Raw genomic sequence first — 23834 nt, forward strand, 5'->3', positions numbered from 1 at the left:
ATTCAAACTCAATGAGTAATCGAGGACATCCCATGCACACCAAAACCGTGCTCAGCCAGAGCGACGTTACCCGCATCCTTGCCGCCGCTCGTGCCGAGGCCCAAAACCATCAATGGAATGTGGCTATCGCCGTGGTGGATGACGGTGGCCATCCGCTGGCTCTGGAGCGCCTCGATGGCTGCGCTCCCATCGGCGCCTACATCGCCACTGAGAAGGCGCGGACCGCGGCGCTTGGCCGACGTGAGTCCAAGGGCTACGAGGACATGGTCAACGGTGGGCGCAATGCGTTCCTTTCCGCACCACTGCTCACGTCCCTGGAAGGAGGTGTGCCGGTGCTGGTGGATGGGCAGGTGGTAGGAGCTGTCGGCGTATCCGGTGTGAAGTCCGATCAGGATGCCCAAATCGCCCGCGCTGGCGCCGAATGCCTGGCCTGAATTGGAACGGAGAATGTCATGACTAACTTCATTGCTCGTCATCGCCTGTACGTTGCCGCTGAACTGGTCGCCTTCATCGATCAGGAGGCGTTGCCCGGTACTGGGGTCGACTCAACTGCCTTTTGGCTGGGGTTCGATGCGCTGGTCCATGATCTTGCTCCCAAGAATCGGGCCCTCCTGGCTGAGCGAGATCGATTGCAGACTGAGCTGGATACTTGGCATCGCGCGAACCCAGGTCCAATTCGTGACATGGCCGCGTACCGCGCTTTCCTGGGAGATATCGGCTACGTGGTACCGCAGCCGGAACGCGTACAGGTAAGCACGGCCAATGTTGACTCTGAACTGGCCGAGCAGGCGGGCCCGCAATTGGTGGTGCCGGTGTCCAACTCGCGCTATGCGCTCAACGCTGCCAATGCGCGTTGGGGGTCGCTGTACGACGCGCTCTACGGTACCGATGTTATTCCCGAGACTGACGGCGCCGAGAAGGGTAGTGGCTATAACCCAGTGCGCGGTTCCCGGGTAATCGCATTCGCCCGCGCTTTCCTCGACCAAGCGGCACCGTTAGCTGAGGGTTCCCATGCAGAAGCAACCGGCTATCGAGTCCAGGGCGGACGCTTGCTTGTCAGTCAGGGAGAGCGCCAGACCGGACTACGTGAGCCTGATCAGTTCCTCGGCTACCAGGGCACTGCCGAATCTCCGAGCACCATCCTGCTGAAGAATCATGGCCTGCATTTCGAAATTCAGATCGATCACAGCCATCCTATCGGTCAGACCGACGCTGCTGGCGTGAAGGATGTGGTTTTGGAAGCGGCCCTCAGCACCATCATGGACTGCGAGGACTCGGTAGCGGCAGTGGATGCAGCCGACAAGGTACAGGTCTACCGCAATTGGTTGGGCCTGATGAAGGGCGACCTGGTCGAGGAGGTCAGCAAGGGTGGGAAGACCTTCACGCGAAGCCTCAGTCCCGACCGCCGTTACATAGCTGCCAATGGCTCCGAACTGCTGCTGCCGGGGCGCTCCTTGATGTTCGTACGCAACGTCGGTCACCTGATGACGAACCCAGCCATTCGCGATAGTGACGGCCACGAGATTCCCGAAGGCATCCTGGACGCGGTACTGACAACTCTGGCTTCACTGCACGATCAGAAGACTCGCCGGAACTCGCGGCGTGGCTCCATCTACATCGTCAAACCGAAGATGCATGGTCCCCTCGAAGTCGCTTTTGCTGACGAACTCTTCGGTCGCGTGGAAGACTTGCTGGGCCTTCAGCGTCACACCCTGAAGATGGGGATCATGGACGAGGAACGGCGCACCAGCGTCAACCTCCAGGCCTGTATTGGTGCCGCTTCCGCCCGGGTTGCCTTCATCAACACTGGCTTCCTCGACCGTACTGGTGATGAGATGCACAGCGCCATGGAAGCGGGGCCGATGCTGCGCAAGGGCGATATGAAGTCCACAACCTGGATCCAGGCTTATGAACGCAACAACGTGTTGGTCGGCCTGGCGAGCGGACTGCGTGGGCGGGCGCAGATCGGCAAGGGGATGTGGGCGATGCCGGATCTCATGGCAGCCATGTTGGAGCAAAAGATCGCCCATCCCAAGGCAGGGGCAAACACCGCCTGGGTGCCGTCCCCGACCGCTGCAACCTTGCATGCTTTGCATTACCACCAGGTAGATGTGCAAACGGTACAGCGTGAGTTGGAGCAGGTCGATCTCGCCGCTGAGCGAGAGAGATTGTTGAATGGCCTGCTCACCGTCCCGGTCACGGAAAAGCCTGATTGGAATGCGGAGGCGATACGAGAGGAGTTGGAAAACAACGCCCAGGGACTGCTCGGCTATGTGGTGCGGTGGGTGGAGCAGGGCATTGGTTGCTCCAAGGTGCCGGACATCCATGATGTGGGCCTGATGGAAGACCGTGCCACGCTGCGTATCTCCAGTCAGCACATGGCTAACTGGCTGCGTCATGGCGTGGTCAGTCGAGAGCAGGTGTTGGAGGTGCTGCAACGCATGGCCAAGGTGGTGGACCAGCAGAATGCCAGTGATCCCGAATACCGACCCATGGCCCCCGACTTCGAGCGGTCAACCGCCTTCCAGGCGGCCTGTGCACTGGTCTTTGAAGGTTGCACGCAGCCCAGCGGCTATACCGAACCACTGCTGCATCGATTCCGTCTGGAGTTCAAAAGGTCCAACTAAATTAGAGCAGTTTGCAGACCGTGCTGGCTGGTCAGCTTGCTGAGCAGCCAGCACGAGCATTCGTCACAGCATGCAGCCGAAGTCAGCTTCTCCAGGCTATGCAAAAACGAGTGAACTTGTTTTTCCTCTACTGATAGCTGGATCCAGTGCCCGACCCGATAGACGGCTGGCCAATTGATAATCGACGTACTGGCGAGAAGCAAAGTAAACGATTACATTGAATGGTGACCGTTCCGTGCAACCACGGTCTGCCAGACATGCCTGCCCATGAGGAATCACTCGATGAAAGCCTTTACCAGAATGGCACGCACAAATGCACCGCTCCGTTGGCTCGGCCGTGCAGTAAGCTTGTTTTTGCATCTGACCCATACGCCATCCTCTGCCCGCCTGACAAACACCTATCCAAAGGACAGTTCACGCTCCAGCATCGGGCGCCGTCTAAGCCAGTGCCGCATTCCCGCGCACCCCGCAATCAGCTGAATCGTTCTGGCGAGGCCAACCTCTGCAACGGAGTTGATCCACTCAGAAAAACTGCATGAGCGCCTGAGTCGTCACTCGTGGCTCGACTCAGCAGGTAGTAGCCGATGGCAGCAATTGAGGGTGGTCTGTCCTGGAACTGGTGGACAGATAGTAAAGAGCTACTGCTCTCATAGCGCTGCTCAGACTGGTCTGGCTGCGACCGCTACTGGCGATGAGCAGGTAATGACAGAATTGCTTAAACATTCAGTTTCTACTTAGTTGTCGACTGCCTTGTAACGCTCTTCGCACCAATTCAAATAGTTCCTGAACTGAGCATGATTGATCACGATGCTTTCGGTAACCGTGTCCTCAACAAGGTTGCCTTCCTCGTCAATTTGCAAAAAAGCGTGATCCCGGCTAATCAGTGCTTTCATCATAAGATACGCGACATCAAGTTCTGATCGGTAACTATCCAGTCGCGTGTCGGATGGATTGGTGAATCTATCAAGCTCTATTCTTAGCTTGTTGTTGGTGTGTTCGAGTTCATTGATTCGGTTACGCATTGTAAGTAAGTCACATCTCGCCTTGTGTAACGCTTTTCTTGCGTCATCAAGTGGCTTGGCTACTCGTCTGGGATCCATTAACTCATCGAGCTTTACCCGGTACTCTGCGCGCCTGAGTAGCGCCGTATAGGTGCAGGGGCGTGAGGGCTTCGGTTTACCCATTAGTCCGGCCGAAGCGCACTTCTCCTCCTTAATCTTTTGCTCCAAAATTGTAATTTGTTTGGCTAAATATTTTGCGAGATCGGAAATGCATTTGTGCTGGGTGTTGCCTGCCTTGTATTCAAGTATGCAGTGTTCTAATACCTCTTGCCTATTGGATATTCGTGAAGCCTGCCAATTTGATAAATTGTCAGGGCCGCTCATCTGGATTCACCAGCATTTGGAGTGAGTTTGGCGATCTGAGATCAAGTAGAGTTTCACGCCACTCATCATTGTCGAGGTTGCACAGCCTAACAAGTTCGCCAAAGTCGAATGTCTTATCGTCGTCTAACTCTCGAATTCTTTCAGCAAGCTGTAACGAGAGGGATACGGAACTAGGGGGAACCAATGTCTCAAGATATTTGTTGTCGCGGGCAAGAAAGAAACGCCACATTTTCTCCATTTTTCTCTGGAAAAGTGGAGTTGTGTAATATGGAAGTGTGATAACCTGGTCTAATCTGAGTCTAAAGTCAGAGGAGGAGCCACTGTCAACTTCAGCTCTATCAATTTGTTCGAAGACAGTCTTGATATCCTTCGTAAGAAACTCTTTATCGTTGTGGTTGCCCGGATCTGAAATCATCATCCATAGAGTTTCTGAAACTATTGCCCAGCCAGAAAGGTCTACAGCAAGATCTTTAAGCTCTTCGTTAATGTCTAACTTTTCGGTTTCATTGAGTAAGTTTGCATGCTCAATCACTTGTCTTTTTCTCAGTTCTATGCTGTCTCTGAGTTCATCCTTAATCGCTTCAATTCGGAGGATATGATGAACGGAGAAAATCGCGTAAGGGCATAGAGAACATTTCCTTAGCCCCTTGAACATTGCCGATATTTCTTTCGGGCACTGAAATCCAAATGGGCAAAGGTGTGTTGAGCAAGCCTTTAGGCCTTTTCCTGAATCGCGCGCAATTATCTGAAGTCCATCAACTTCAATTCTGGAGTTTAGCGATTGATCTCCAACAGTTGATAAGCCTAGCTTCGAGACTGCGACATTTATTTTTCGCTTGTCGGAGAAGTCTTTTAGCGTCTTTAGAATTTGGTTCGAGTCCAGTAGGTTTCGAGAAACTTCCATCATAGGCTGGAAAGCTGGTTCAAGGTTATTCAGTGCGCCTTGAAGTTTGCTTCGTATCGCTGGTCCTCCCTTGTTGTAGAGTCTAATTACAGACCCTGATTGCCCCGTCAGGAGTCCCAAGTACTCTTCGCCAAGAATATGAGAGAACTCTGTTACAAAGGTGGCCCTAGCCCCGTGTGGGGTTACAAATGCTCTAAAATTAACTGGGCTATACTTAACCCCCTTACTAATCTCTATTTCCTTTATGCCATAAGTAAAGTCTTTTTCCTCCCATGCCTCCCACGAGTAGCTTTGCTCTGAATCGGCGGGTGTGGGAACGTAGGCAGTTAGTCGAAGGTTGGCATTGAAAGCCCCATTAAACCAATATTGAAAGCTAAATATCAGCCACGCCCAATGTTGCGCATAGGCGGTATCGCAGTATGGCGCGCCAGTTTTCGTATCGGAAGCAAACAAACAGAGGATGTCTGGATATCTAGGCCGCTTTTGATTGGCGAATTTCAATCTTTTAGCGTATGCAGTGAAATTGAACTCTTTAATCATTCGAATTCGCCAGTTGTTCTGACGGTCTAGGAGTAGAATGACTTTATTTAGAACCCAAATTGCTAGGCCTTCGGGGTGTACTTTGTCTGTGTTTATATAGAGTCGATTAAGATGGCTTGGCTTCATCCAGTTTCGATTTACTTTTTTGGAGTAAAGCGAGGCATCCAACCATTGAAGTCCCTGTGTTCTTATTCCTGTTTCAAGTTGGCAAAGAGCCATCCTGATTGAAGCGGGATTAAATAAAAACATTTCGTTGTGTTCAATGATGCTAAGGCATTGAAGACTTATAAAATTGATCGGGTAGTAATGGCTGTCAATGCGTACACATGGTACGTAGCCATACTCAGCAAGACTAAGCATTTTGGACTTCTTGTTATTCCTGGCTTCACTAATACCTTCGGCAAACAAAGGATCCAGTTCGGCGTATTGACAAAACACCTCTAGGCTTTGAACGAACTCTAAGAGAATTGGAAAAATTTCGCTATTAAAAACATTTTTGGTTACTTCAGAGTATTTTCTTGTGCTAGGTAGACTTTGAATCGGGTTGTGGAAGGGGGGAAGATCTTTAGGTTGAAATTGCTCTACATGATCAAAAAAAATTCGAATATTTGAGAGGTTGTGATAATTTTCTTTGATTTCTATAAGATTTATATATTCAACAAAAGAAAGTGGCCTTCCTTCCGTGTTTAGTTCCCTTGAGTCATAGTGCGCTATTTCGAAGTCTGCGGGGGATTCAGGGAACTTGAAAACTGCACCAGGGTTGTCAAATATCCAACGTGGTAAGTATAGAAATAAATAGGAATTTAGAAGGCAAACTGGTCTTTGTAATCTGGTCTCATCGCCGTACTTCTTACGCTCATAGAACTCTCTTTGAACTTTTCCCCAGGAGTAAAGGGAATCCATGTATGAAAACTTTATATGGGTTAGATATTCCCTGATCTCGGCTCGCTGAAGGAATTCGAAATTAATCTTTGTGAGCGTTATGTTCTGATCCGAACGAATGGCTTTGATAAATTTCTCCGCATTCTTAGTCGTTTCATGTCTTTGTATGAGATATTGTCGGACGTCGTTTGGTAGTAGCTTAAATGCCTCATTAAGGTTCTCGTGGATCTCATGGGTTGTAAATGAGAGTTCGCCAGGAAAATTGGAAAGAAGATACTCAATTAGTTGTAGTACTGGTAGTGGAGAGATGATTTCTCCATTTAATTCTGTTATCTTCCCGGAAACATAGCGCCAATATTTCAGGTCGGCTTGAGTGATATCAGAGATATTGAACCAACTGGAAGCTAGACTCATTTTGAAGCTTAATGTAAATAATCTTCTTGCCCTCTCCGCATGATAATTACGCTCTTTCCCATCTCTCCCAGTTGTGCCTACTTTATCCATTGCTCGAAGGGCATGCTCAAGTCTGGTATAGCAAGAAATCTCGTCTGGGAGGTCGTCTAACCATTTAACAACCGGGCGATTGAATTTATAGGGTAGTACTGCTGCGCCGAATCTATGTAAGTAGAGTAAGGTTATTCTTGAGCCTCTTTTCAGGGCTTCATAGTTTGGCTCGTACAGGTTACAGCCCACGCATTCCGAGAGTAATTTAACGCCTCTTTCCGAGTCCGGAAATGCCTTGCTCATGGATATTATTTCTATTGCATCAGCTATCTTTTCATAGTTTCTTTCTGTGACTTCTAGTCGGCTAAATATAAAGTTAATCTCTTGGCAACACTTAATGTCTCTTCTTATAAAGGATTCCTGTTGGTGGATTAGGCTGACGAGCTGGATTGATTTATGAAGGGCGATCCTGAGTTGGTCTCCTTTCTTAATATATATGACTTTGTTTGATGTGTTTATCATCTTGGAAAGTCTGCTGGAGTTTATTGCTGTAATTTGCTAGCTCGGTTTCTTGTTAACAGTTTCTCCTTGGGGGTAATCGTTTATGTGTTGGTGATGCCATTTTTGTTGTGTTTTGTGTGTCTTAATATAAATTTTCTTGCGGGCATGATTGCTGCTCTACATGTCATGCAGGGTAAGAGTTTATTTAACTTGTGGTGTATTGAGAAATTAAACTCGCATCTGCTCAGGTTGTTCATCTTGTTTCTCCAAATATTCTGCGATCTCTCTTCTGAGTTCTGCTATCCTGTCCTCGTGAAAACCAATGCGGAATTCTTGAAGAGATTTTATGGAGTCAAAATCATAAAAATTCATTCCGATTGTTAATTTCTCCTCTAGTCGTTCTCGATCAATCGCTCCGTACTTTCGGACACTACGTTCACTTGTGTGGCCTGTAAGCATCATTAGCTCATGATCTGTTAGGCCGTATCCATGCGTGTGCTTAAAGAAATTTTTGAAGTAGTAGCAATAGCTATGACGTAGGCTATGTAGTCCGAGTTTGCGTATCTGTTGAAAGTAAACTGGTGGGAGTATGCGTTCAGCTACTTTCTGGAAAGGTTGAAGTACCGCTGAACCATAGTTCTGCAAGTACAGCGGGGAGCCGTCTGATGCCTGGAATAAAAAATTGTGATCGATGCAGGGGTTGTATTCTGCTTTCCAGTATTTATCTAGGTTGTACCAGAACATTGTGCCATATGGCTCTAGCATTAATGTGTGAGGGATCGCCCTACCTTTGTATTCAAGTTTGTTGAACTGCTGCTGTGTTATTCCGCTGTACGCCGAAGAGAAATTTTTCCGGGAAGTTGGTTCGATTATAAAAACCTTTCCAGTCTCTGGTTTCGCATCTTCAACAAGTAGTTCATCGCCTTCACTCTCGCGAATTCCCGTAGCAGCACAGAGAGACCACAGGGTAGCCTCTCGATAAGTCGGGGCATTCTGGATTAATTCGCAGATGTACTGGAATGGAAAGAATTTGTGCTTGTCTAACGGCTCGTCTTCATCTCCGAAATTGGTAGGGACATGAGTGAGCAGGTTCGCCTGTCTCCTTTTCGGTCCTCCAGATAGTACTGCTGATATTCCCGAGTTTCTCTCTAGTGCTGCTTTTTCTTTAGATTTTAAGTCAATTTGCAGTGTTTTATATATTGCAAGGTCTTGTATGCTCTCTTGAATATTTCTCGATGCTCCATAGACTCTCTGTTGGCTTTCTAGTGTCTGAATGTGCTTGCTGCTGCACAGAATGAGTTTTTTTACCGGTGCGTGGTACTGAGAGGCAGATTTTGGGGTGACAATGTTGCGTGGCTTGATTCTGAAGATTTCTCTAGTGTCATAGCTGTATGCCTTTTCGCCCCAAGTTAAATAGTCGTAGTAATCATCGCATAGCAAAGCGATGGCTTCTGCACTTCTGCTACCTTTGACTTGGCAGCCGACTTCCACATAGTCAAGAAATTGCGCCCCTTGAAGTTCGTAAAATTTTCTCGTGTTGTTCGGGTACATTTCCTTGATTAAGTTATTTGAGAAAACGGTGAATACAGGGTATTCCTCCCCTTTATAGGCGCCAGACTTCCATATCAGGGAATGGCAGTCGTGTCCCCGATGGATCCTGGGCTCAAGGCGAAAGTTGATTAATTCGTTCATGTCGTTCTTATAGGCGCATATTTTCGCTCAAGCAAGCGAGCGTCTTAGGGGATCTCGAAGATAAGATCGGCGCAGGAAGTCTGGTCGTGTGTGGTGCACTTATTGCATCGTGCGATATATTTTTTCTTATTATAGTTTTTGCTATTTTTTGTCCGGCGAGAAAGTTCTTTAGGATCTATATGTTGTAGAACTTTTGTTTGGTTCAATTTTTTTGTTTTGTTCTATTGTGGCTTCATATAAACAAAATGTTTCTATTCCTATTTGTGGCGATAGGTTCTAAGGCTTAGTGCTAACACGTATGTAAGTTTCGTCCATAGCTGCCCCAGATGACTTCTGATCCTGGGAGCTTTTCCGGGGCACCCAAGAATCCTGCCTTCGCCTTTGGAGCGCTGTAAGTCCGTCTGGCTCGGCTTACCCGAACCGATGGAAAGGGGATTGGTGAGCTACAGAGGAGGAGAGGCCATAGCCTGACCAGGAATCTGGCCACGGGGGCAGAGACGCAGATTGGTTTCTGTCCCCGCTGTAGCAGAAAAGCCACCGCGTTCCATCCGCCCGATGGGGAAGGGCGTGCGATAGCCTTTTGTCCTTTTGCGGAACACTTTCAGGGTAAGCGCGGTGTGCTTGGGCAAGTACGAGGGTGATAGACGGCAGGGAGAGGAAGCCGTCAGGACGGTGAGCACTCGCGTCGTGACGGCACGGTGTTTCCGCAAAGGATGTGGCGGTCGAGTTGCCGTAGCTTCCGACGTTATCTGGCAGCTCGAGCGGGCGGCGAGTTCGCGTTCAGTAAGGCTGAAGTGTTTTTGCTCGATCTTCATCAGCCTGTTGAATCACGGAAGACCTTTTCGTTTTCCCCTGCCGAGTCGGAGCGTCCGGACAGGGCCATGGTGATGATGGACGCAATTAACGCGCGAAGGAGGGAACCGTACGTCCAGTCGTGAGCCGGTGTCGCCGCATTGGGGAATCCGAGTAGAGATGATGAGCCTCGCCGCCGCAACTCGCATTGACGAGTTGTGAACGACAACCTGAACCACGTTGCTTAACGGATAAGCGCCTAAAAGAAGGAAGGGCGTGACCGCGCCCCCTCCTTTGAGGTATCCATCATAATGGATTGCACTAAACCGAATTAATACGCAATGCAACTACAATGCTTTCAAATTGCTAGTCTTCACAAAGGCTTTGAGAGCGCCTTTTTGCTCTGTTATTGAACTGACATAGCTCGCGTCTTGAAGGGCATAAACTAAGTCTCTATTGACGTCTGTTGAGGCTACTGTGAAATGACGCTTAGCCGACGCTAAATCCAAATAGCCTGGTTCGCTTAAACATTCGATTAATGATTTTACAATCGGCCAGATGTAGAGCTTCTTCTTGACGAGGACAGTCAATAGTTTTTTTCTGGTTTCATCATGGGGGAGCGTTGTAAGAATTGCGCGGATCGTATTGGCGTCGACTACGGGAATGTTAATTCCGCTATCAGTGAGAATCTTTGCGGCTTCAACTGAGAGCAATGCGTTGTCTATATAGGAACTTTCCGGTTGCTTTGACCACATTATGGCCTTGGCGGCGAGGGGGACTTTGGGGGATTTGGATATGGTAATTAATGATTTCGTATTTAGCTGATGGTAGTCGATGTGCTCTTCAGCTCCGCTCCAGGTAGAGCAAAGATAGTCACCCAAAAGATTAGGTACCTTACTTAGAATGTGCGCGTGTGTAGCCTGGCTGTAGACTAAATGGTCTGTAGCAAGGATTGTCTCCCATCTTCTTTCGGAGACATTAAGTCGATGCAGAATATCATCATCAAGCGGGAGGTCGTTTGCTAGTATTTTAAATGTACTTTCATCTATATCTTCATCGGAGCTGAGCGAGAAAGCTAAATCGCTAGGGAAGTCGTCTATATTAAATATTGCATTCACAATACCCGATGCAATGTTCGGACTCGATAAGTACGCCCTCAATTCATTCCCGATAGGGTCTTCCTGATATTCACCCGTGTGTTCTTCTTTTCTGTAAGTGTAGTACGTGAGCAGCGTTGCCCATGACGGTTGTACACGGGCCGATTCAATAACTGCTGACCAGACCTCTTCGGGGATTTTTCCCAAGCTCGGCACGATGGCGCTGGTGTGCGACAGAAGATCCTCTATCGTTTCTGGGCTTTCCGATCCAAAGGTCAATAGCTTGCAAAAGCTCTCTTCTGTTTCATTCAAGTTAGTTATCTGCTTAAGCAATTCGTCAACGAAATCTGTAGGCGAAAAAAGTATTAACTCGTCCAATCCATCAATCGAGAGTGAAGAAAGATAGCTGTATGAAACAGGCGATACTGTTGAATTCGGGTTGTCTTGAAAAGTTCTAGCTATCAGTCGGATTGTGTGCAGATTAAGTTCAATATGCTTTTCTCGGATTAGTTTTGATAGGGTGTCCTTGGACGCTTCTTTTAGATTTCTAAACTTAACTGGAGGTTTCTTGAGCCAGATTACGCCTGGGAAATGGCTGTCAAGAGTTTCTACAAATAACGAGACATTTTCAAGTTCTTCTATGATGGAACGTATGGTGGTTTTGTTATTGCCGGAAAGCTGCTTAAGGTTGTCGGCTGACAGTGTCCTGATAATTTCTATCAACAGTTTCTGCTTTAGCTCCGTGCTGGAAAATTTTCCCTCCGCTAGGAGTTTCAGGAAACACGCTGGGCTGTAGTTAAATATCTCCTTTATGGTTAAGCCTGTATGACTAGAACCGAATGAGTGTTCCAAGAGGTTTTGTAATCTTTCGATGTGCTGCTCTGCATTTGAGAAGATCGATTCTAGGTATTCACTAGGCTGATAGGGCAGCGCTGGCTTATGAAGTGTTAGTACCACGATCAGTTCGTGCAACAGGCCCTGTCCGTTTTTGAGATCGTTGGGTGAAAGTTTCTCTAGCACCTTCTTGGGATTGTGAATGAGGACACCAACCGCCGGTGATAAGCCTTCTCTGAGTGCGATAATTAAGTTCTTGTCATCGTATGTGAGGGAACCTGGGTAAAAGTACCCGATGTAGTCATTGTAGTCTGTGTCAAGGAATCCAGACTTCAATAGATAATTGATTATCCCCATTTTCTTGTCAGCGAAGTGAGCGGTGATTTGATCGTTTAGCTCAATTGTCTTAATGGCTTCTCGAAATGGTAGTGTTCTACATTGTGTTTGCATTGACAGAATTTCAGAAAGCCTTTCTTCTAGAGGGGTAGTCCAACTCTGGATTAACCTCTCTTGTTCTTCGTAGGGCGGGTCAATAGATGCAAGTAATGCTTTAGATTTTATGCTTTGACTGACTTGTGGGTGGTTGTAGTGACCATTATAGGTGACCGCTCTGATGTCGGCGTTAGGGTTGTGAATGGGTTGAAATGTGCCGTCGGCTGAGAATTGGGTTGCTGTCAGATCGCCGCTGTTGTTAATGCGCAGGAATAATGGGGGTTGCCCTTGCGTATTGCAGAGTTCGAAAGCTTTGTGCCATAGCAGTACGCGTAGCTCTTGTATGGATCCAGCGATTAATTCCTTCCGTTGCTGGAGGTCTTTTACGATGGCGTCGGATTGCTGCTGCAAATTGCTTTCGATATCTCTCTTCCAGCCTTCATAAAGCTCAAAAGCCTTATAGATATATCCCTCTTTCTTTATGAGGGCGGTGTATTCGGCTGGGTATAGATTCTTAATGACTATGGCCGAAAAAAGCTTGGACATAGACAGGTCAACTGTGCCCATCAAGGATGCGGCGTACATGTCGAACTCGTTCACGATGTTTATGACAAGCCGCATGTCGTCGACGTAATAGGAAACGGCCTCAAGTAGGCCAAGATCGACGCAGTCTGCGAGGTTGCTTTCACCAGCCCTTCGTTCGTGCAGCAACTGGATAAATTTTTCGCGAGAGTTTTCGGAGTTTATGATCGGGATGATAGGAATTATTAGGTCAAAGAATTTGGTTCGTTGCTTTGATGAAAATAATTCGTCCCTAATGGCGTAGACGAAAAAGATTGGCCGAATGACTTGCGGAGATCGATTTATAATGAAGTTTATTTCTCTAAGCCTGAAGAATATGTTCTGATCTTCGAAACGGTCGAGGTCTTCGATGAAGACGATGTCGATGTTGCTCCTCTCAAAGCAGTACATCAGTTCGTCAATGTGCTTATGAAGGACAGAAGAGTGGTGGACGGACTCAGGCAATCCCCCCTTTATCGTCCAGCCGTCGGCATTAAGATTGCTGATCGCTTTTATTAAGTGATAGAGGAAATATAAACAGGAAAGTATGAGGGCTGGAAATGCTACCCAGTTGGGTATGTGTACTAGTTGTTCGTTGAGCCACGTAGAGTCAGTAGCGCTCAGTGGAAGGTTCTTAGCGTTATAGAGCCTCAATATTGCGATGGTCGCAATGGCAAGGATAAAGAAATTTCTAATAGCCTTAAGCGGAGATAGGTCGTAGATTCTTTTAAGACGTGATTTTGGCAGTTTTCGAGCCGAAACAGAATATAGCAATTGCTGGACTATGGTCTCTTCAATGCGGTCTGCTGTCTTATCGTCTAAGGCTTCATTGTCATCAGTGCAATTTGACAGGTCGAATGTAGCCAGAGAAACGTAGGCATAACTGTGCTGAGGGTTTCGATGTTCGAAGGTTTTTATGAAGCTACTTTTTCCTGCACCGTAATCGCCAGTGATCGCAATATTGCGTACTTGAGGGTCTTTTAACGCTGCCAGCAGTTCGTGTTCGTACCGTAGCGTCCGGGAGTCAGCAGAAATCGCAGGAGTGAGGGGGATGAAAGTATTTTGGCTTGAACTTGTAGTCCAGTATTCAGCAACAGCGGCGACGCCACTCTTTATCGCGCAGATTCCTCTTTTTAGAGGCTTTAGAACCGGATCTATGTATTTGAGCTTGATAGTTTGAGAGAGCTTTTGGTGGAGCGATAATTGAGATCCCTTCATTTAATCCTACCAGCACCAGGGGGATGTCGGCTGTAGGCGCCTGGGTGCCCACAGCAAAAACGTTCCGCCTCATGGTAGTGGCCATTTGGTGTCGCTTCAACCCCGGGTGTTTTCAAGTCATTGAAGGAGTAGGTAGATCGAGCGTGTGTGGTATTTCTGAAGGCAGAAAAACCCAGGTTAAAAGTCAGTTGTTGAGGCCAAGATCTCCAAGATCAGATCAGGGATTGTATCTTTTCGATGCTGTGAGGCGGCTCCGATTAATGCCCATATCAATCCCTCCTCTCTGGACGTATTTAAGATTCTTTCGACGATGTATCCGGGGGGGTAAAATTCGTGATTTAGTGCTTTGTATTTAGCTAATCCTTCATTGCGCAAGTTGTAGTCAGGCTCTAGTTGTGAGTTTGATTTTCTGGGCTTTAAGTAGAAGTCGAAGTTTTCGGTATAGCAATATGAAAGACGCTCTAGGAGGCTCAATCCTGCATATATATCCCACTCGTTTTCAAGTGGTAAATTGTTTCTCAGGGGTTCAATTAGGGCGTGGCTTGATCTAACTAGGTGATTTGCAGGTGAAATGAAGCGCAATGCTAGGAATTTTTCAAATCCCTTGTGTTTGTTGGCTTTGGAAATTGATTGTACAAGGAGGTCTTCGCTTCCGGTTCCTTCTGTGAGGTACTCATAGTAGTGTCTGTGAAGTGTGGCCATTGATGAGGGGTCATGCAATTTCAAGATCTCATTTCCAGTCTCAAGATAGTCTAAGAAAAACGCTAGTCGCTCAGTGTATTGGCCAATATTCTTTGGGCGAACTATTGAGTTTAGGATCACTAATTTTGTGAATAATTCAAAAACCAGATTTGACACTTGGCAATCTTCGTGGTTTTTCCAGTGTAGGGAGAGGCAGGCTCGTCCATGGAAAGTTGAATTTTTCAAGATGAAATTTCTTAGTCGCATAGTCATTTGATGGCCTCCTGTATGCTCATCGAATGACATTTAGTCGGGATGTGGTGGTTCGTCAATATGCCGATGTAAGGTTTGAGTTTTACATAATTATTGCATTATTATGTGGTTGAGTAGTTGTGTTGCTCTGCGTTTTGTATTGATGTGGTGATTAGGAGTTTTGTCGTGGTGGCAATTAAATTTGAGACCTCTAAATACGCCGCGCCTGGGGGGAAATTGTGATATTTGCTCGATTGAATAGAATGGGGATATCTCAGTTCAACGCATTTTTTCCATTTTGTGCGAATGACCTATTGGCGATATCAGAATTTTTGCCGCTTCAACGTTAGCCCAAAGCGCCTCACGCTCGCTGTCAACGATTCAGGTCCAATTCGCGACGACCTCGTGTCCAGCCAATATTACTCGGCGACTGGGTGTCGGTTTTGTCGGGGCTGTGGGGAGGTTGGATGGCTGAAGCGTGGGATTGGCGTTTTTCCTTCTCATAGGAGTCCAATACTCCTACTAGAATCTTTCATATAATCAGCAATATACGACGCACCAAAGCATTAATCTGGAGATAATGGTTCGAACCCACTCTGGGACGCCATATTTCCCGTCTGATCCTCCCCTCACGACCGTTCGACCGCTGGCCACCTGCGCTTGCGACCTCCTGTGCACCACGCTTGACTGAATGATGGGGGCTCACCTTACGGGAGAACTCAGATGCTCAGACGCTTGCTCCCCTTGGTCATGGTGGCGCTGTTCATTGCGATCAGTGGCTCGTCCTGCAACGGTGGTGGTGATGGTGGCGGAGGTTCGCAGCAAAGCGAGCCCATGGGCGGTAGTGGAGGTTACTGATGCGAACGAGCCCCGCCTGGTGCGGGGCTTTTTCGTCGTTGCGCCATCAGCGCGTCAGCGGCAGGGCTGCGCCGACCAATGCGAACAGCGTGCCGCAGCCGCGATTGAAACCCTTGCCGCCACGCTCCAGCCAGGGGCGGACCCTGAACGCAAGGCGTGCCAACAGATACTCCACCAGGAATTCCGTTGCGGCGAAGGTCGCCGCCATCACCACGAATTGGGCAACCAGCGAACGCTGCAGGTCGATGAACTGCGGCAGGAAGGCCCCGTAGAAGAGCAGCACCTTGGGGTTGGCAATGGCGGACAGGAAGCCCTGGCGGAACAGGCTGGAGGCCGGGGGCGTAGCCGCGCCGGTCAGGGGATTCAGGCGAAGCGGCGGCGATCTCCAGAGCTGGATGCCCAGCCAAACCAGATAGGCACCGCCCACCCACTTGAGCACCGTAAGCGCGGCTGACGAGGCTTCCAGCAGGGCGCCCAGCCCGAACATCGCCAGGGCGATCAGCAGGCTGAAGCCGGTAACCCCGCCCACGATGGTGAACAGCGTCCGCTTCGCCCCATGCCGCGCCCCGTGGGTCAGGGCGAGCAGGCTGTTCGGCCCGGGGGTGAGCGAAAGGCCGATGGTGGCGATGAAGTAGATCAGCCAGGTATCCGGAGCCATCTGTCAGTCCTCGTGAAAACCTGTAGCCAGTCTAGGGGCGGCGAGTGGTTGCATGAGGTATTTTCTGGACATCCTTTGTTAGTTTCTGGACATGCCGTCATGCACGCAGATGCCAGCCCACCCGATGTTCGATTTCTGCTGTTGCCGCTTCCCGAGTTCAGCCTGCTGCCATTCGGTGGCTTCCTGGACAAGCTGCGTTTCACCGGTGACGACGAAGACTACAGTCGGCAACGCTACTGCAGCTGGACGATTCTCGGCCTCGAACACGGGCACGTAGTGTCCAGCAGTGGGGCGGCCGTCCAGGTGGATGCCAGCCCGGAGCAGGTCGCGCTGGCCGACTACGACTACCTGGTCGTGTTCGGTGGGCGCCGTGCCGGCGCCACTGAGGCCCTCGCCCCCCTTTACCGTCCGCTCCTGCGCAAGGCCGCCGCGCAGGGCGTGAAGCTGGTGTGCATCGATAACGCGTGTTTCCTCTTCGCTGCCTGCGGCCTGCTGACCGGCCACAAGGTGGTGGTGCACTGGCGGCATGAAGCCGAGTTCCGCGCCTCCTATCCAAGCATTCCGCTACAGCGCGAGAGGCTCTACTGCCTCGACGGCAATCGCATTTCCTGTGCAGGCGGTGCTGCGGCTATCGACCTGGCGGTGGAGCTACTGTCTCGAGCCTGTGGCCGAACCAAGGCGCTCAAGGGCCTGGCCGACATGCTGGTGGATGAAAGCCGAAGCAGCGAACACCTGCTGCGCTCACGAGAGGCCGCGACGGTTCACGGGCGGCACGTCGATCGCGCCATCGCGCTGATGCGGCAATGGATGGCTTCCTCAACCGGTGCAGAAGTGCTGTCGGAAGTGGTGGGCGTCAGTCGCCGTCAGTTGGATCGATTGTTCCAGGCCAGCCACGGCGTGACGGTAAAGGCCTACTGGACCGAGATGCGCCTGAACCATGCGAAATGGCGGCTGCTGAATTCCGATCACAGCCTGGCGCTGATCGCCGACGAGATCGGCGCAGCGGATACCAGCCATCTGGCCAGGTTGTTTCGCACGCGCTTCGGCATCTCACCTGCCGCTTTCCGCCTGCAGGAAAGGGCACGGGGGGACGCGTAGGCGAGTAGGAGCGCGTCCAGCATCGCGAATGAATTCGCTCCCACAGGTTTCCTCCGCCACTGTGCAGCTCACCCGGCCACGGGCAGAATGCCCGCACTTCCCCGTTCCGAGGTTCCTTCGCCATGCTCAGTGCTGAGCTCAAGGCCTTCTACATGGTTGCCCGCCTGGGCAGCATCACCCAGGCAGCGAAGAAGCTCGGCCTCAGCCAGCCGACAGTCACCACCCAGATCCGCAACCTGGAAGGCCAATACGGCGTCGAGCTGTTCCATCGGGGCGGTCGTCGCCTGACGGTGAGCGAGGAAGGGGCGAAGCTGCTGCCCATGGTCAAGGTGCTGCTGCAGCAGGAAGCCGACATCGAATTCTTCCTGCGCAACTGTGGACAGATGCAAGGCACCCTGCGCATCGGCGCCACCGCGCCGTACTACATCCTCGATCTGGTGCGCACCTTCCGCGAACGCTTTCCGCAGATCGATGTTTCCCTGGATATCGGCAATTCCCAGCAGGTGATCGAGGCACTGGAGGAATACCGCGTTGATCTGGCCGCGTCCTCGCAGAAACTGGACGACGCCCGCCTGGTGCGCATGGTGCTGGGCAGCGACCCGCTGGTGTTGGCCGTGCATCGTGAGCACCCCCTGGCGCGCCGCAAGTCGGTGAGCCTGCCGGACCTCAAGGGCCATTGCCTGTTGATGCGCGAGCCCGGCTCCACCACCCGCCAGCTCACCGAGGACATGCTCAAGGACGCCGGTATCGCCATCGGCCCGCTGCTGGAAATCGGCAGCCGCGAATCCATCCGCGAGGCGGTGATCCGCAACCTCGGCATCAGCATCATCGCCCGCCATGAAGTGCCGGATAACCCGGAGCTGCGGGTTATCGAACTCAAGGGCGCGCCGCAGATAGACGAGTACCTCTATTGCCTCAAGGAGCGGCGCCAGGCACGGCTGCCGGCGGCGTTCCTGGCGGTGGCGCGGGATACCCTCTCCCCCAGCCCCTCTCCCTGAAGGGCGAGGGGGGACTCGCGCCTGACGACCCGGAAGTCAGCCGGCCGCTCCGGTGTTCATCTGGGCGACCAGGGCAATAGCGGCACGGATCAACTCCCCTCTCCTCTTCAGGGAGAGGGGGCGGGGGAGAGGGCTGCCCTATCCCAAATCCGCCAATGACACTATCGGCGTAATTTGCCCAAACGCCATCTGGCGTTCGTAATGCCTCCCTAGCATCAACCTCGTCGAGTCGTGTCCCTGTGCACGCCAACTGCTTAACGAGGTACCGCCATGAACCCAGCCGATCACCACGCCACCCATATGCGGGTGCGAGATATCCACAAGCGCTTCGGCCATTTCACCGCCCTGGGCGGTGTGTCCCTGGATATCGCCGAAGGCGAACTGGTGTGCCTGCTGGGCCCGTCCGGTTGTGGCAAGACCACGCTGCTGCGCTGCATCGCCGGCCTGGAACAGCAGGACAGCGGCACGCTCCACATCGGCTCGCGGGATATTTCGCGCCTGCCGCCCCAGGCCCGTGACTACGGCATCCTGTTCCAGTCCTATGCGCTGTTCCCCAACCTGACAGTGGAACAGAACATCGCCTACGGCCTGTCCGGCAGCAGCCGTGATCAAGTGCGTGCCCGGGTTGCCGAGATGCTGGAGCTGGTGGGTCTCGCCGGCAGCGAGAAGAAGTTCCCCGGCCAGCTCTCCGGCGGCCAGCAGCAGCGCGTGGCCCTGGCCCGTGCCCTGGCTCCCGCACCGTCGCTGCTGCTGCTGGACGAGCCGATGTCGGCGCTGGACGCCCGCGTCCGCGAGCATCTGTGCACCGAGCTGCGCCAGCTGCAGAAGCGCCTCGGTATCACCACGCTGATGGTGACCCACAACCAGGACGAGGCCATGCTGATGGCCGACCGCATCGCGGTGATGAACCAGGGCCGCGTCGAGCAATACGGCTCGCCCCAGGACATCTACCGCCAGCCGGCGACGCCCTTCGTTGCCGAGTTCGTCGGCCAGGGCAATTGGCTTCCCTTCGACTCGCGCTTCAATGGTCATGCCCGAGTCGGCGCCCTCGACCTGCGCCTCCCTGAGACCGCTGGAAGTGCCGCCAGCGGCCGCCTGTTCTGCCGCCCTGAAGCCATCGCCATCAACCCCTCCGAGCAGCAGGACAATCGCTTCCGTGCCCAGGTGCGGGAGATCACCTTCCTTGGTAACCGTTGCCGCATGAGCTTCGAGCTGGAGCAACTGCCGGGCCATTCGCTGCTGGCCGAGCTGGACCCTGAAAGCCTTCCGCGCCTCGGTACTCCGGATATCTGGGTGGCCCTGCCGTCCCGCAGCCTGCAGGTGTTCGCCTGAGATGGAAGCCGTGATCAAGCTGGATAACGTTCCGGCCAAGGGCGCTGCGCGGGGTGACCTCGGCGACCGTCTCTTCGTGACCGGGGGCAAGTACCTGTTCCTCGGCCTGCTGATCCTCGCGGTATTGCTGCCGCTGCTGGCGATCTTCTGGCGCGGTTTCAGTGGTGAAGCGGGGCAGGGTGGCGGCTTCGTCGCAGCCCGCGAGCTGTTCGCCAGCGCCAACTTCCACTGGCTGCTGGGCAACAGCCTGAAGGTATCCCTGAGCGTCGCCGCCATCGTGGTGCCCACCGCCTACCTGTTCGCCTATGCGCTGCAACGCACCCTGATTCCGGCCAAGGGCCTGTGGCGGGGGATCTCCCTGCTGCCGCTGCTGGCGCCGTCGATGTTGCCGGGCATTGCGCTGATCTACCTGTTCGGCAACCAGGGCCTGCTGCGCGACTGGCTGCCGGACAACATCTACGGCTTCTGGGGCATCGTCCTGGGCGAAGCCATCTACACCTTCCCCCATGCGCTGATGGTGCTGCTCTCGGCGCTGTCGATGGCCGATGCGCGCCTGTTCGACGCCGCCGCCAGCATGGGCGCCGGCCCCTGGAAGGCCTTCCGCAGCATCACCTGGCCGGCCACCCGCCAGGCTGTGTTCGCGGCCTTCTGCCTGGTGTTCACCCTGACCATCACCGACTTCGGCGTGCCTGTGGTCGTCGGTGGCGACTACCAGGTGCTGGCGCTGGAAGCCTACAAGGCGGTGGTCGGCCAGCAGCAGTTCGGCCGGGGCGCCCTGATCGGCATGGTGCTGCTGTTGCCCGCGCTGCTCAGCTTCGGCGTCGATGCCTGGCTGCGCCGCCGCCAGGGCGACGCCATGAGCGGTCGCGCCCAGGTCTTCCACCCGGCACCGTCGAAGGTCCGCGATGCCTGCTTCCTGGCGCTGGTGTTGGTGGTCTGCGCGATTCTCCTGCTGGTGCTGGGCATGGCGGTGTATTCGTCGCTGGTGAAGTTCTGGCCCTACAACCTGTCGCTGTCGCTGCGTCACTACGCCTTCGAGGAAACCGCGGGCGGCGGCTGGCTGGCCTACCGCAACAGCCTGACCCTGGCCACCTGCACGGCCATCTTCGGCAGCGCGCTGATCTTCACCGGCGCCTACCTGATGGAGAAGACCCGTGGCCAGCGGTGGCTGAACCAGGCACTGCGCCTGCTCAGCTTCGTGCCCATGGCGGTGCCCGGCCTCGTGCTCGGCCTTGGCTACGTGTTCTTCTTCAACCTGCCAGGCAACCCGCTGCATGCGCTCTACGGCAGCATGACCCTGCTGGTGATCTGCTCCGTCGCCCATTTCCTGACCACCGCGCAGATGACCGCCACCACCGCGTTGCGCCAACTCGATGGCGAGTTCGAGGCCGCCGCGCTGTCGCTCAAGGCGCCGCTCTGGCGCCACTACCTGCGGGTGACGGTGCCGATCTGCCTGCCGGCGCTGCTGGACATCATTCGCTACCTGTTCGTGTCGGCCATGACCACCGTGTCCGCCGCCATCTTCCTCTACAGCCCCGACAGCATCCTCGCCGCCGTGGCCGTACTGAACATGGATGACGCCGGCAACGTCGGCGGCGCGGCTGCCATGTCCACCTTGATCCTGCTCACCTCGGCTGGCGTGTCCCTGCTGCTGGCCTGGGCCTCGCGCGGTCTGCTGCGCCGGTCCCAGGCCTGGCGCCAAGGTGCGCCGGCTACCCCCTGAACAACCACAAACCGCAAGCCAACCCCGACAAGGAGCTTTCCATGTTCAAACGCCTCGCCCTCGCCGCCGCCGTTGTGGCCGGCTTCAGCCTCCAGGCCCAGGCCGCCACCGAGCTGACCGTGTACACAGCCCTGGAAGCCGAACAGCTGTCGGCCTACAAGAAGGCCTTCGAAGCGCAGAACCCGGACATCGAGATCAAGTGGGTGCGTGATTCCACCGGCATCATCACCGCCAAGCTGCTGGCCGAGAAAGATCGCCCGCAAGCCGACGCCGTGTGGGGTCTGGCCGCTTCCAGCCTGGCCATCCTTGATGCGCAGGGCATGCTGGAGAAGTACGCTCCCAAGCACCTGGACACCATCGGCGCCAACTACCGCGACGCCGCCAACCCGCCGGCCTGGGTGGGCATGGACGTGTGGGCCGCGACCATCTGCTTCAACACCGTGGAAGCCGAGAAGCAGGGCTTGGCCAAGCCCAACAGCTGGGAAGACCTGACCAAGCCTGAGTACAAGGGCAAGATCGTGATGCCGAACCCGGCGTCCTCCGGTACCGGCTTCCTTGACGTGAGCGCCTGGCTGCAGACCTTCGGCGAGAAGCAGGGCTGGACCTACATGGACGGCCTGCACCAGAACATTGGCCAGTACGTCCATTCCGGCTCCAAGCCGTGCAAGCTGGCCGCCGCCGGCGAGTTCCCCATCGGCATCTCCTTCGAATACCCGGCCGTGCAGCTGAAGCGCCAGGGCGCACCGCTGGACATCGTCCTGCCGAAAGAAGGCCTGGGCTGGGAAATCGAAGCCACCGGCATCGTGAAAGGCACCGATCAGCTTGAAGCGGCGAAGAAGCTCGCCGACTTCTCCGCCAGCCCGGCGGCCATGGAGCTGTACAAGGAAAACTTCGCCGTGCTCGCCGCCCCCGGCGTCGCCAAGCCGCAGACCGAACTGCCGGCCGACTACGAGCAGCGCCTGATCAAGAACGACTTCGCCTGGGCCTCGCAGAACCGCGACCAGATCCTGGCCGAGTGGCGCAAGCGCTACGACGGCAAGTCCGAGAAGCTGCCGCAGTAACCCGAAGTATCAGCCCGCTCCCTTGCTCTTTTCCCCCTCTCCCTCTGGGAGAGGGCCGGGGTGAGGGAGAAGGGGCGGCACTGTTTTCCAAGGAGTCACTCATGCCCCTGCAAGACACCGATATCGCCATCGTCGGCGCCGGCATCCTCGGCCTTTCCCACGCTTACGCCGCTGCCCGTCGCGGCCTGCGCGTCAGCGTTTTCGAGCGCAGCGCCACGCCGCTGGGTGCGTCGGTGCGCAACTTCGGCCAAGCGCTGGTCACCGGCCAACCGCCGGGCCCCATGCATGCGCTGGCCCGCGCCAGCCGCGAAATCTGGGCGGGCTGGGCCGAGGCCGCCGGTTTCGACATCCGCCGCAACGGCTCCCTGCTGTTCGCCCGCACCCGCGCCGAAGAGGAGCTGCTGGAAGCCTTCTGCGAAGTGCGTGCCCCCGAGCACGGCTACCATGGCGAACTGCTGCGCGGCGAACGCCTGCACGACCTCTACCAGGGCCAGTTCAGCCACCACCGCGCCGCGCTTTTGGGGCTGGATGACCAGCAGATCTATTCCCGCGAGGCCATTCCCGCGCTGGTGGAATACCTGCGCCGCGAGCATGGCGTCCAGTTCCATTTCTCCACCCTGGTGCGCGATGTCGAACCGGGGCTTATCCACAGCACCAAAGGCAGCTGCCGCGCAGAGCAGATCGTCATCTGCTCGGGGCATGACTACCAGACTCTCCTGGCCGAACACATCGCTCCGCTGCAACCCCAGGTGTGCCGTCTGCAGATGCTGCGCGTACGCCCGGAGCGCGACTTCGGTCTGAAACAGGCGGTGCTCACGGGACTCTCCTGCGTGCACTACGGCGCCTTCGCCGACCTGCCGGAGGCCGAGGCCATCCGCGAACAGATCCAGAGCGAGCAGCCGGAGCTGGAGGAAAACGGCATCCACCTGCTGGTCAGCCCGACGCCTTATGGCGAGCTGATCGTCGGCGATTCCCATCACTACGGCAGCGATGCCTCGCCCTTCAACGCCGAGGCGGTGGACGACATCATGCTGGCGCTGGCCGAGCACACCCTGGGCACCCGCCTGACGGTGGTGGAGCGCTGGCAGGGCGTCTACGGCGCCCGTGGCCCCGGCCCCTTCTCGGTGCTCAAGGCCGCTCCCGGCGTGACGGCGGTGCTGATGCACAGCGGTGTGGGCATGAGCATCGGCCCGGCGCTGGGCGAGCGGACCATGGCGGCGCTGTTGGCCTGAGCACCCTGCGGGGTCGAAAGAATCCCTGTGGG

At 53.9% G+C, this 23834-nt stretch carries 15 protein-coding genes; 9 read left to right on the forward strand and 6 right to left on the reverse strand.

Features of this window, described 5'->3' with window-relative positions:
• Positions 1-32 precede the first annotated feature (32 nt).
• The gene (locus E8E95_RS14985) at positions 33-434 is read left to right on the forward strand and encodes a heme-binding protein (protein ID WP_280351397.1); all 402 of its coding nucleotides are present in this window, start codon (positions 33-35) and stop codon (positions 432-434) included.
• Positions 435-452: 18 nt separating this feature from the next.
• Positions 453-2627 carry a malate synthase G gene (locus E8E95_RS14990; protein WP_280351399.1) on the forward strand — a complete coding sequence of 725 codons (2175 nt, stop codon included), beginning with the start codon at positions 453-455 and terminating at the stop codon, positions 2625-2627.
• Between the two features lie 734 nt (positions 2628-3361).
• Here E8E95_RS14990 and E8E95_RS14995 read toward each other — a convergent pair.
• From E8E95_RS14995 to E8E95_RS15015, 5 genes are all read right to left on the reverse strand, one after another.
• On the reverse strand, positions 3362-4012 hold the full coding sequence (locus E8E95_RS14995; RefSeq protein WP_280351401.1) for a hypothetical protein: 651 nt from the start codon (positions 4010-4012) through the stop codon (positions 3362-3364).
• Positions 3999-7304, reverse strand: a complete 3306-nt coding sequence (locus tag E8E95_RS15000; protein WP_280351403.1) for a hypothetical protein — start codon at positions 7302-7304, stop codon at positions 3999-4001. Before E8E95_RS15000 ends, E8E95_RS14995 begins: the two co-directional genes overlap by 14 nt.
• Before the next feature lie 207 nt (positions 7305-7511).
• Positions 7512-8975: a hypothetical protein gene (locus tag E8E95_RS15005; protein ID WP_280351405.1), complete on the reverse strand. Its 1464-nt coding sequence runs from the start codon at positions 8973-8975 to the stop codon at positions 7512-7514.
• Between the two features lie 1139 nt (positions 8976-10114).
• Entirely contained in the window at positions 10115-13909 is a 3795-nt protein-coding gene (locus E8E95_RS15010; protein WP_280351407.1) for a hypothetical protein, read from the reverse strand.
• 177 nt (positions 13910-14086) lie between these two features.
• The gene (locus E8E95_RS15015; protein ID WP_280351409.1) at positions 14087-14863 is read right to left on the reverse strand and encodes a hypothetical protein; all 777 of its coding nucleotides are present in this window, start codon (positions 14861-14863) and stop codon (positions 14087-14089) included.
• A gap of 702 nt (positions 14864-15565) precedes the next feature.
• Here E8E95_RS15015 and E8E95_RS15020 point away from each other — a divergent pair.
• On the forward strand, positions 15566-15700 hold the full coding sequence (locus E8E95_RS15020; protein WP_256873260.1) for a hypothetical protein: 135 nt from the start codon (positions 15566-15568) through the stop codon (positions 15698-15700).
• Between the two features lie 46 nt (positions 15701-15746).
• On the opposite strand, the gene E8E95_RS15025 is transcribed toward E8E95_RS15020, so the two are convergent.
• Entirely contained in the window at positions 15747-16358 is a 612-nt protein-coding gene (locus tag E8E95_RS15025; RefSeq protein ID WP_280351412.1) for a LysE family transporter, read from the reverse strand.
• A gap of 99 nt (positions 16359-16457) precedes the next feature.
• On the opposite strand from E8E95_RS15025, the gene E8E95_RS15030 reads away from it, so the two are divergent.
• The 6 genes from E8E95_RS15030 to E8E95_RS15055 all read left to right on the forward strand — a co-directional run bounded on the left by E8E95_RS15030 (position 16458) and on the right by E8E95_RS15055 (position 23802).
• Positions 16458-17456 carry a helix-turn-helix domain-containing protein gene (locus tag E8E95_RS15030; RefSeq protein WP_280351414.1) on the forward strand — a complete coding sequence of 333 codons (999 nt, stop codon included), beginning with the start codon at positions 16458-16460 and terminating at the stop codon, positions 17454-17456.
• Between the two features lie 122 nt (positions 17457-17578).
• Positions 17579-18454 carry a LysR family transcriptional regulator gene (locus E8E95_RS15035; protein WP_280351416.1) on the forward strand — a complete coding sequence of 292 codons (876 nt, stop codon included), beginning with the start codon at positions 17579-17581 and terminating at the stop codon, positions 18452-18454.
• 270 nt (positions 18455-18724) lie between these two features.
• Positions 18725-19786, forward strand: coding sequence for a putative 2-aminoethylphosphonate ABC transporter ATP-binding protein (locus E8E95_RS15040; RefSeq protein WP_280351418.1), 1062 nt, complete (start codon positions 18725-18727; stop codon positions 19784-19786).
• Position 19787: 1 nt separating this feature from the next.
• Entirely contained in the window at positions 19788-21509 is a 1722-nt protein-coding gene (locus E8E95_RS15045; protein WP_280351420.1) for a putative 2-aminoethylphosphonate ABC transporter permease subunit, read from the forward strand.
• Positions 21510-21550: 41 nt separating this feature from the next.
• On the forward strand, positions 21551-22570 hold the full coding sequence (locus tag E8E95_RS15050; protein ID WP_280351422.1) for a putative 2-aminoethylphosphonate ABC transporter substrate-binding protein: 1020 nt from the start codon (positions 21551-21553) through the stop codon (positions 22568-22570).
• Between the two features lie 101 nt (positions 22571-22671).
• Positions 22672-23802: a TIGR03364 family FAD-dependent oxidoreductase gene (locus E8E95_RS15055; RefSeq protein WP_280351424.1), complete on the forward strand. Its 1131-nt coding sequence runs from the start codon at positions 22672-22674 to the stop codon at positions 23800-23802.
• Positions 23803-23834 lie beyond the last annotated feature (32 nt).

Origin of the sequence: Pseudomonas sp. BN414 (genome assembly GCF_029871275.1) — a bacterium.
Taxonomy (GTDB): Bacteria; Pseudomonadota; Gammaproteobacteria; order Pseudomonadales; family Pseudomonadaceae; genus Metapseudomonas; species Metapseudomonas resinovorans_C.

Coding starts and splice junctions, on each gene's coding strand:
- E8E95_RS14985 (WP_280351397.1), top strand. CDS start 33: ATGCACACCAAAACCGTGCTCAGCCAGAGCGACGTTACCCGCATCCTT.
- E8E95_RS14990 (WP_280351399.1), top strand. CDS start 453: ATGACTAACTTCATTGCTCGTCATCGCCTGTACGTTGCCGCTGAACTG.
- E8E95_RS14995 (WP_280351401.1), bottom strand. CDS start 4,012: ATGAGCGGCCCTGACAATTTATCAAATTGGCAGGCTTCACGAATATCC.
- E8E95_RS15000 (WP_280351403.1), bottom strand. CDS start 7,304: ATGATAAACACATCAAACAAAGTCATATATATTAAGAAAGGAGACCAA.
- E8E95_RS15005 (WP_280351405.1), bottom strand. CDS start 8,975: ATGAACGAATTAATCAACTTTCGCCTTGAGCCCAGGATCCATCGGGGA.
- E8E95_RS15010 (WP_280351407.1), bottom strand. CDS start 13,909: ATGAAGGGATCTCAATTATCGCTCCACCAAAAGCTCTCTCAAACTATC.
- E8E95_RS15015 (WP_280351409.1), bottom strand. CDS start 14,863: ATGACTATGCGACTAAGAAATTTCATCTTGAAAAATTCAACTTTCCAT.
- E8E95_RS15020 (WP_256873260.1), top strand. CDS start 15,566: ATGCTCAGACGCTTGCTCCCCTTGGTCATGGTGGCGCTGTTCATTGCG.
- E8E95_RS15025 (WP_280351412.1), bottom strand. CDS start 16,358: ATGGCTCCGGATACCTGGCTGATCTACTTCATCGCCACCATCGGCCTT.
- E8E95_RS15030 (WP_280351414.1), top strand. CDS start 16,458: ATGCACGCAGATGCCAGCCCACCCGATGTTCGATTTCTGCTGTTGCCG.
- E8E95_RS15035 (WP_280351416.1), top strand. CDS start 17,579: ATGCTCAGTGCTGAGCTCAAGGCCTTCTACATGGTTGCCCGCCTGGGC.
- E8E95_RS15040 (WP_280351418.1), top strand. CDS start 18,725: ATGAACCCAGCCGATCACCACGCCACCCATATGCGGGTGCGAGATATC.
- E8E95_RS15045 (WP_280351420.1), top strand. CDS start 19,788: ATGGAAGCCGTGATCAAGCTGGATAACGTTCCGGCCAAGGGCGCTGCG.
- E8E95_RS15050 (WP_280351422.1), top strand. CDS start 21,551: ATGTTCAAACGCCTCGCCCTCGCCGCCGCCGTTGTGGCCGGCTTCAGC.
- E8E95_RS15055 (WP_280351424.1), top strand. CDS start 22,672: ATGCCCCTGCAAGACACCGATATCGCCATCGTCGGCGCCGGCATCCTC.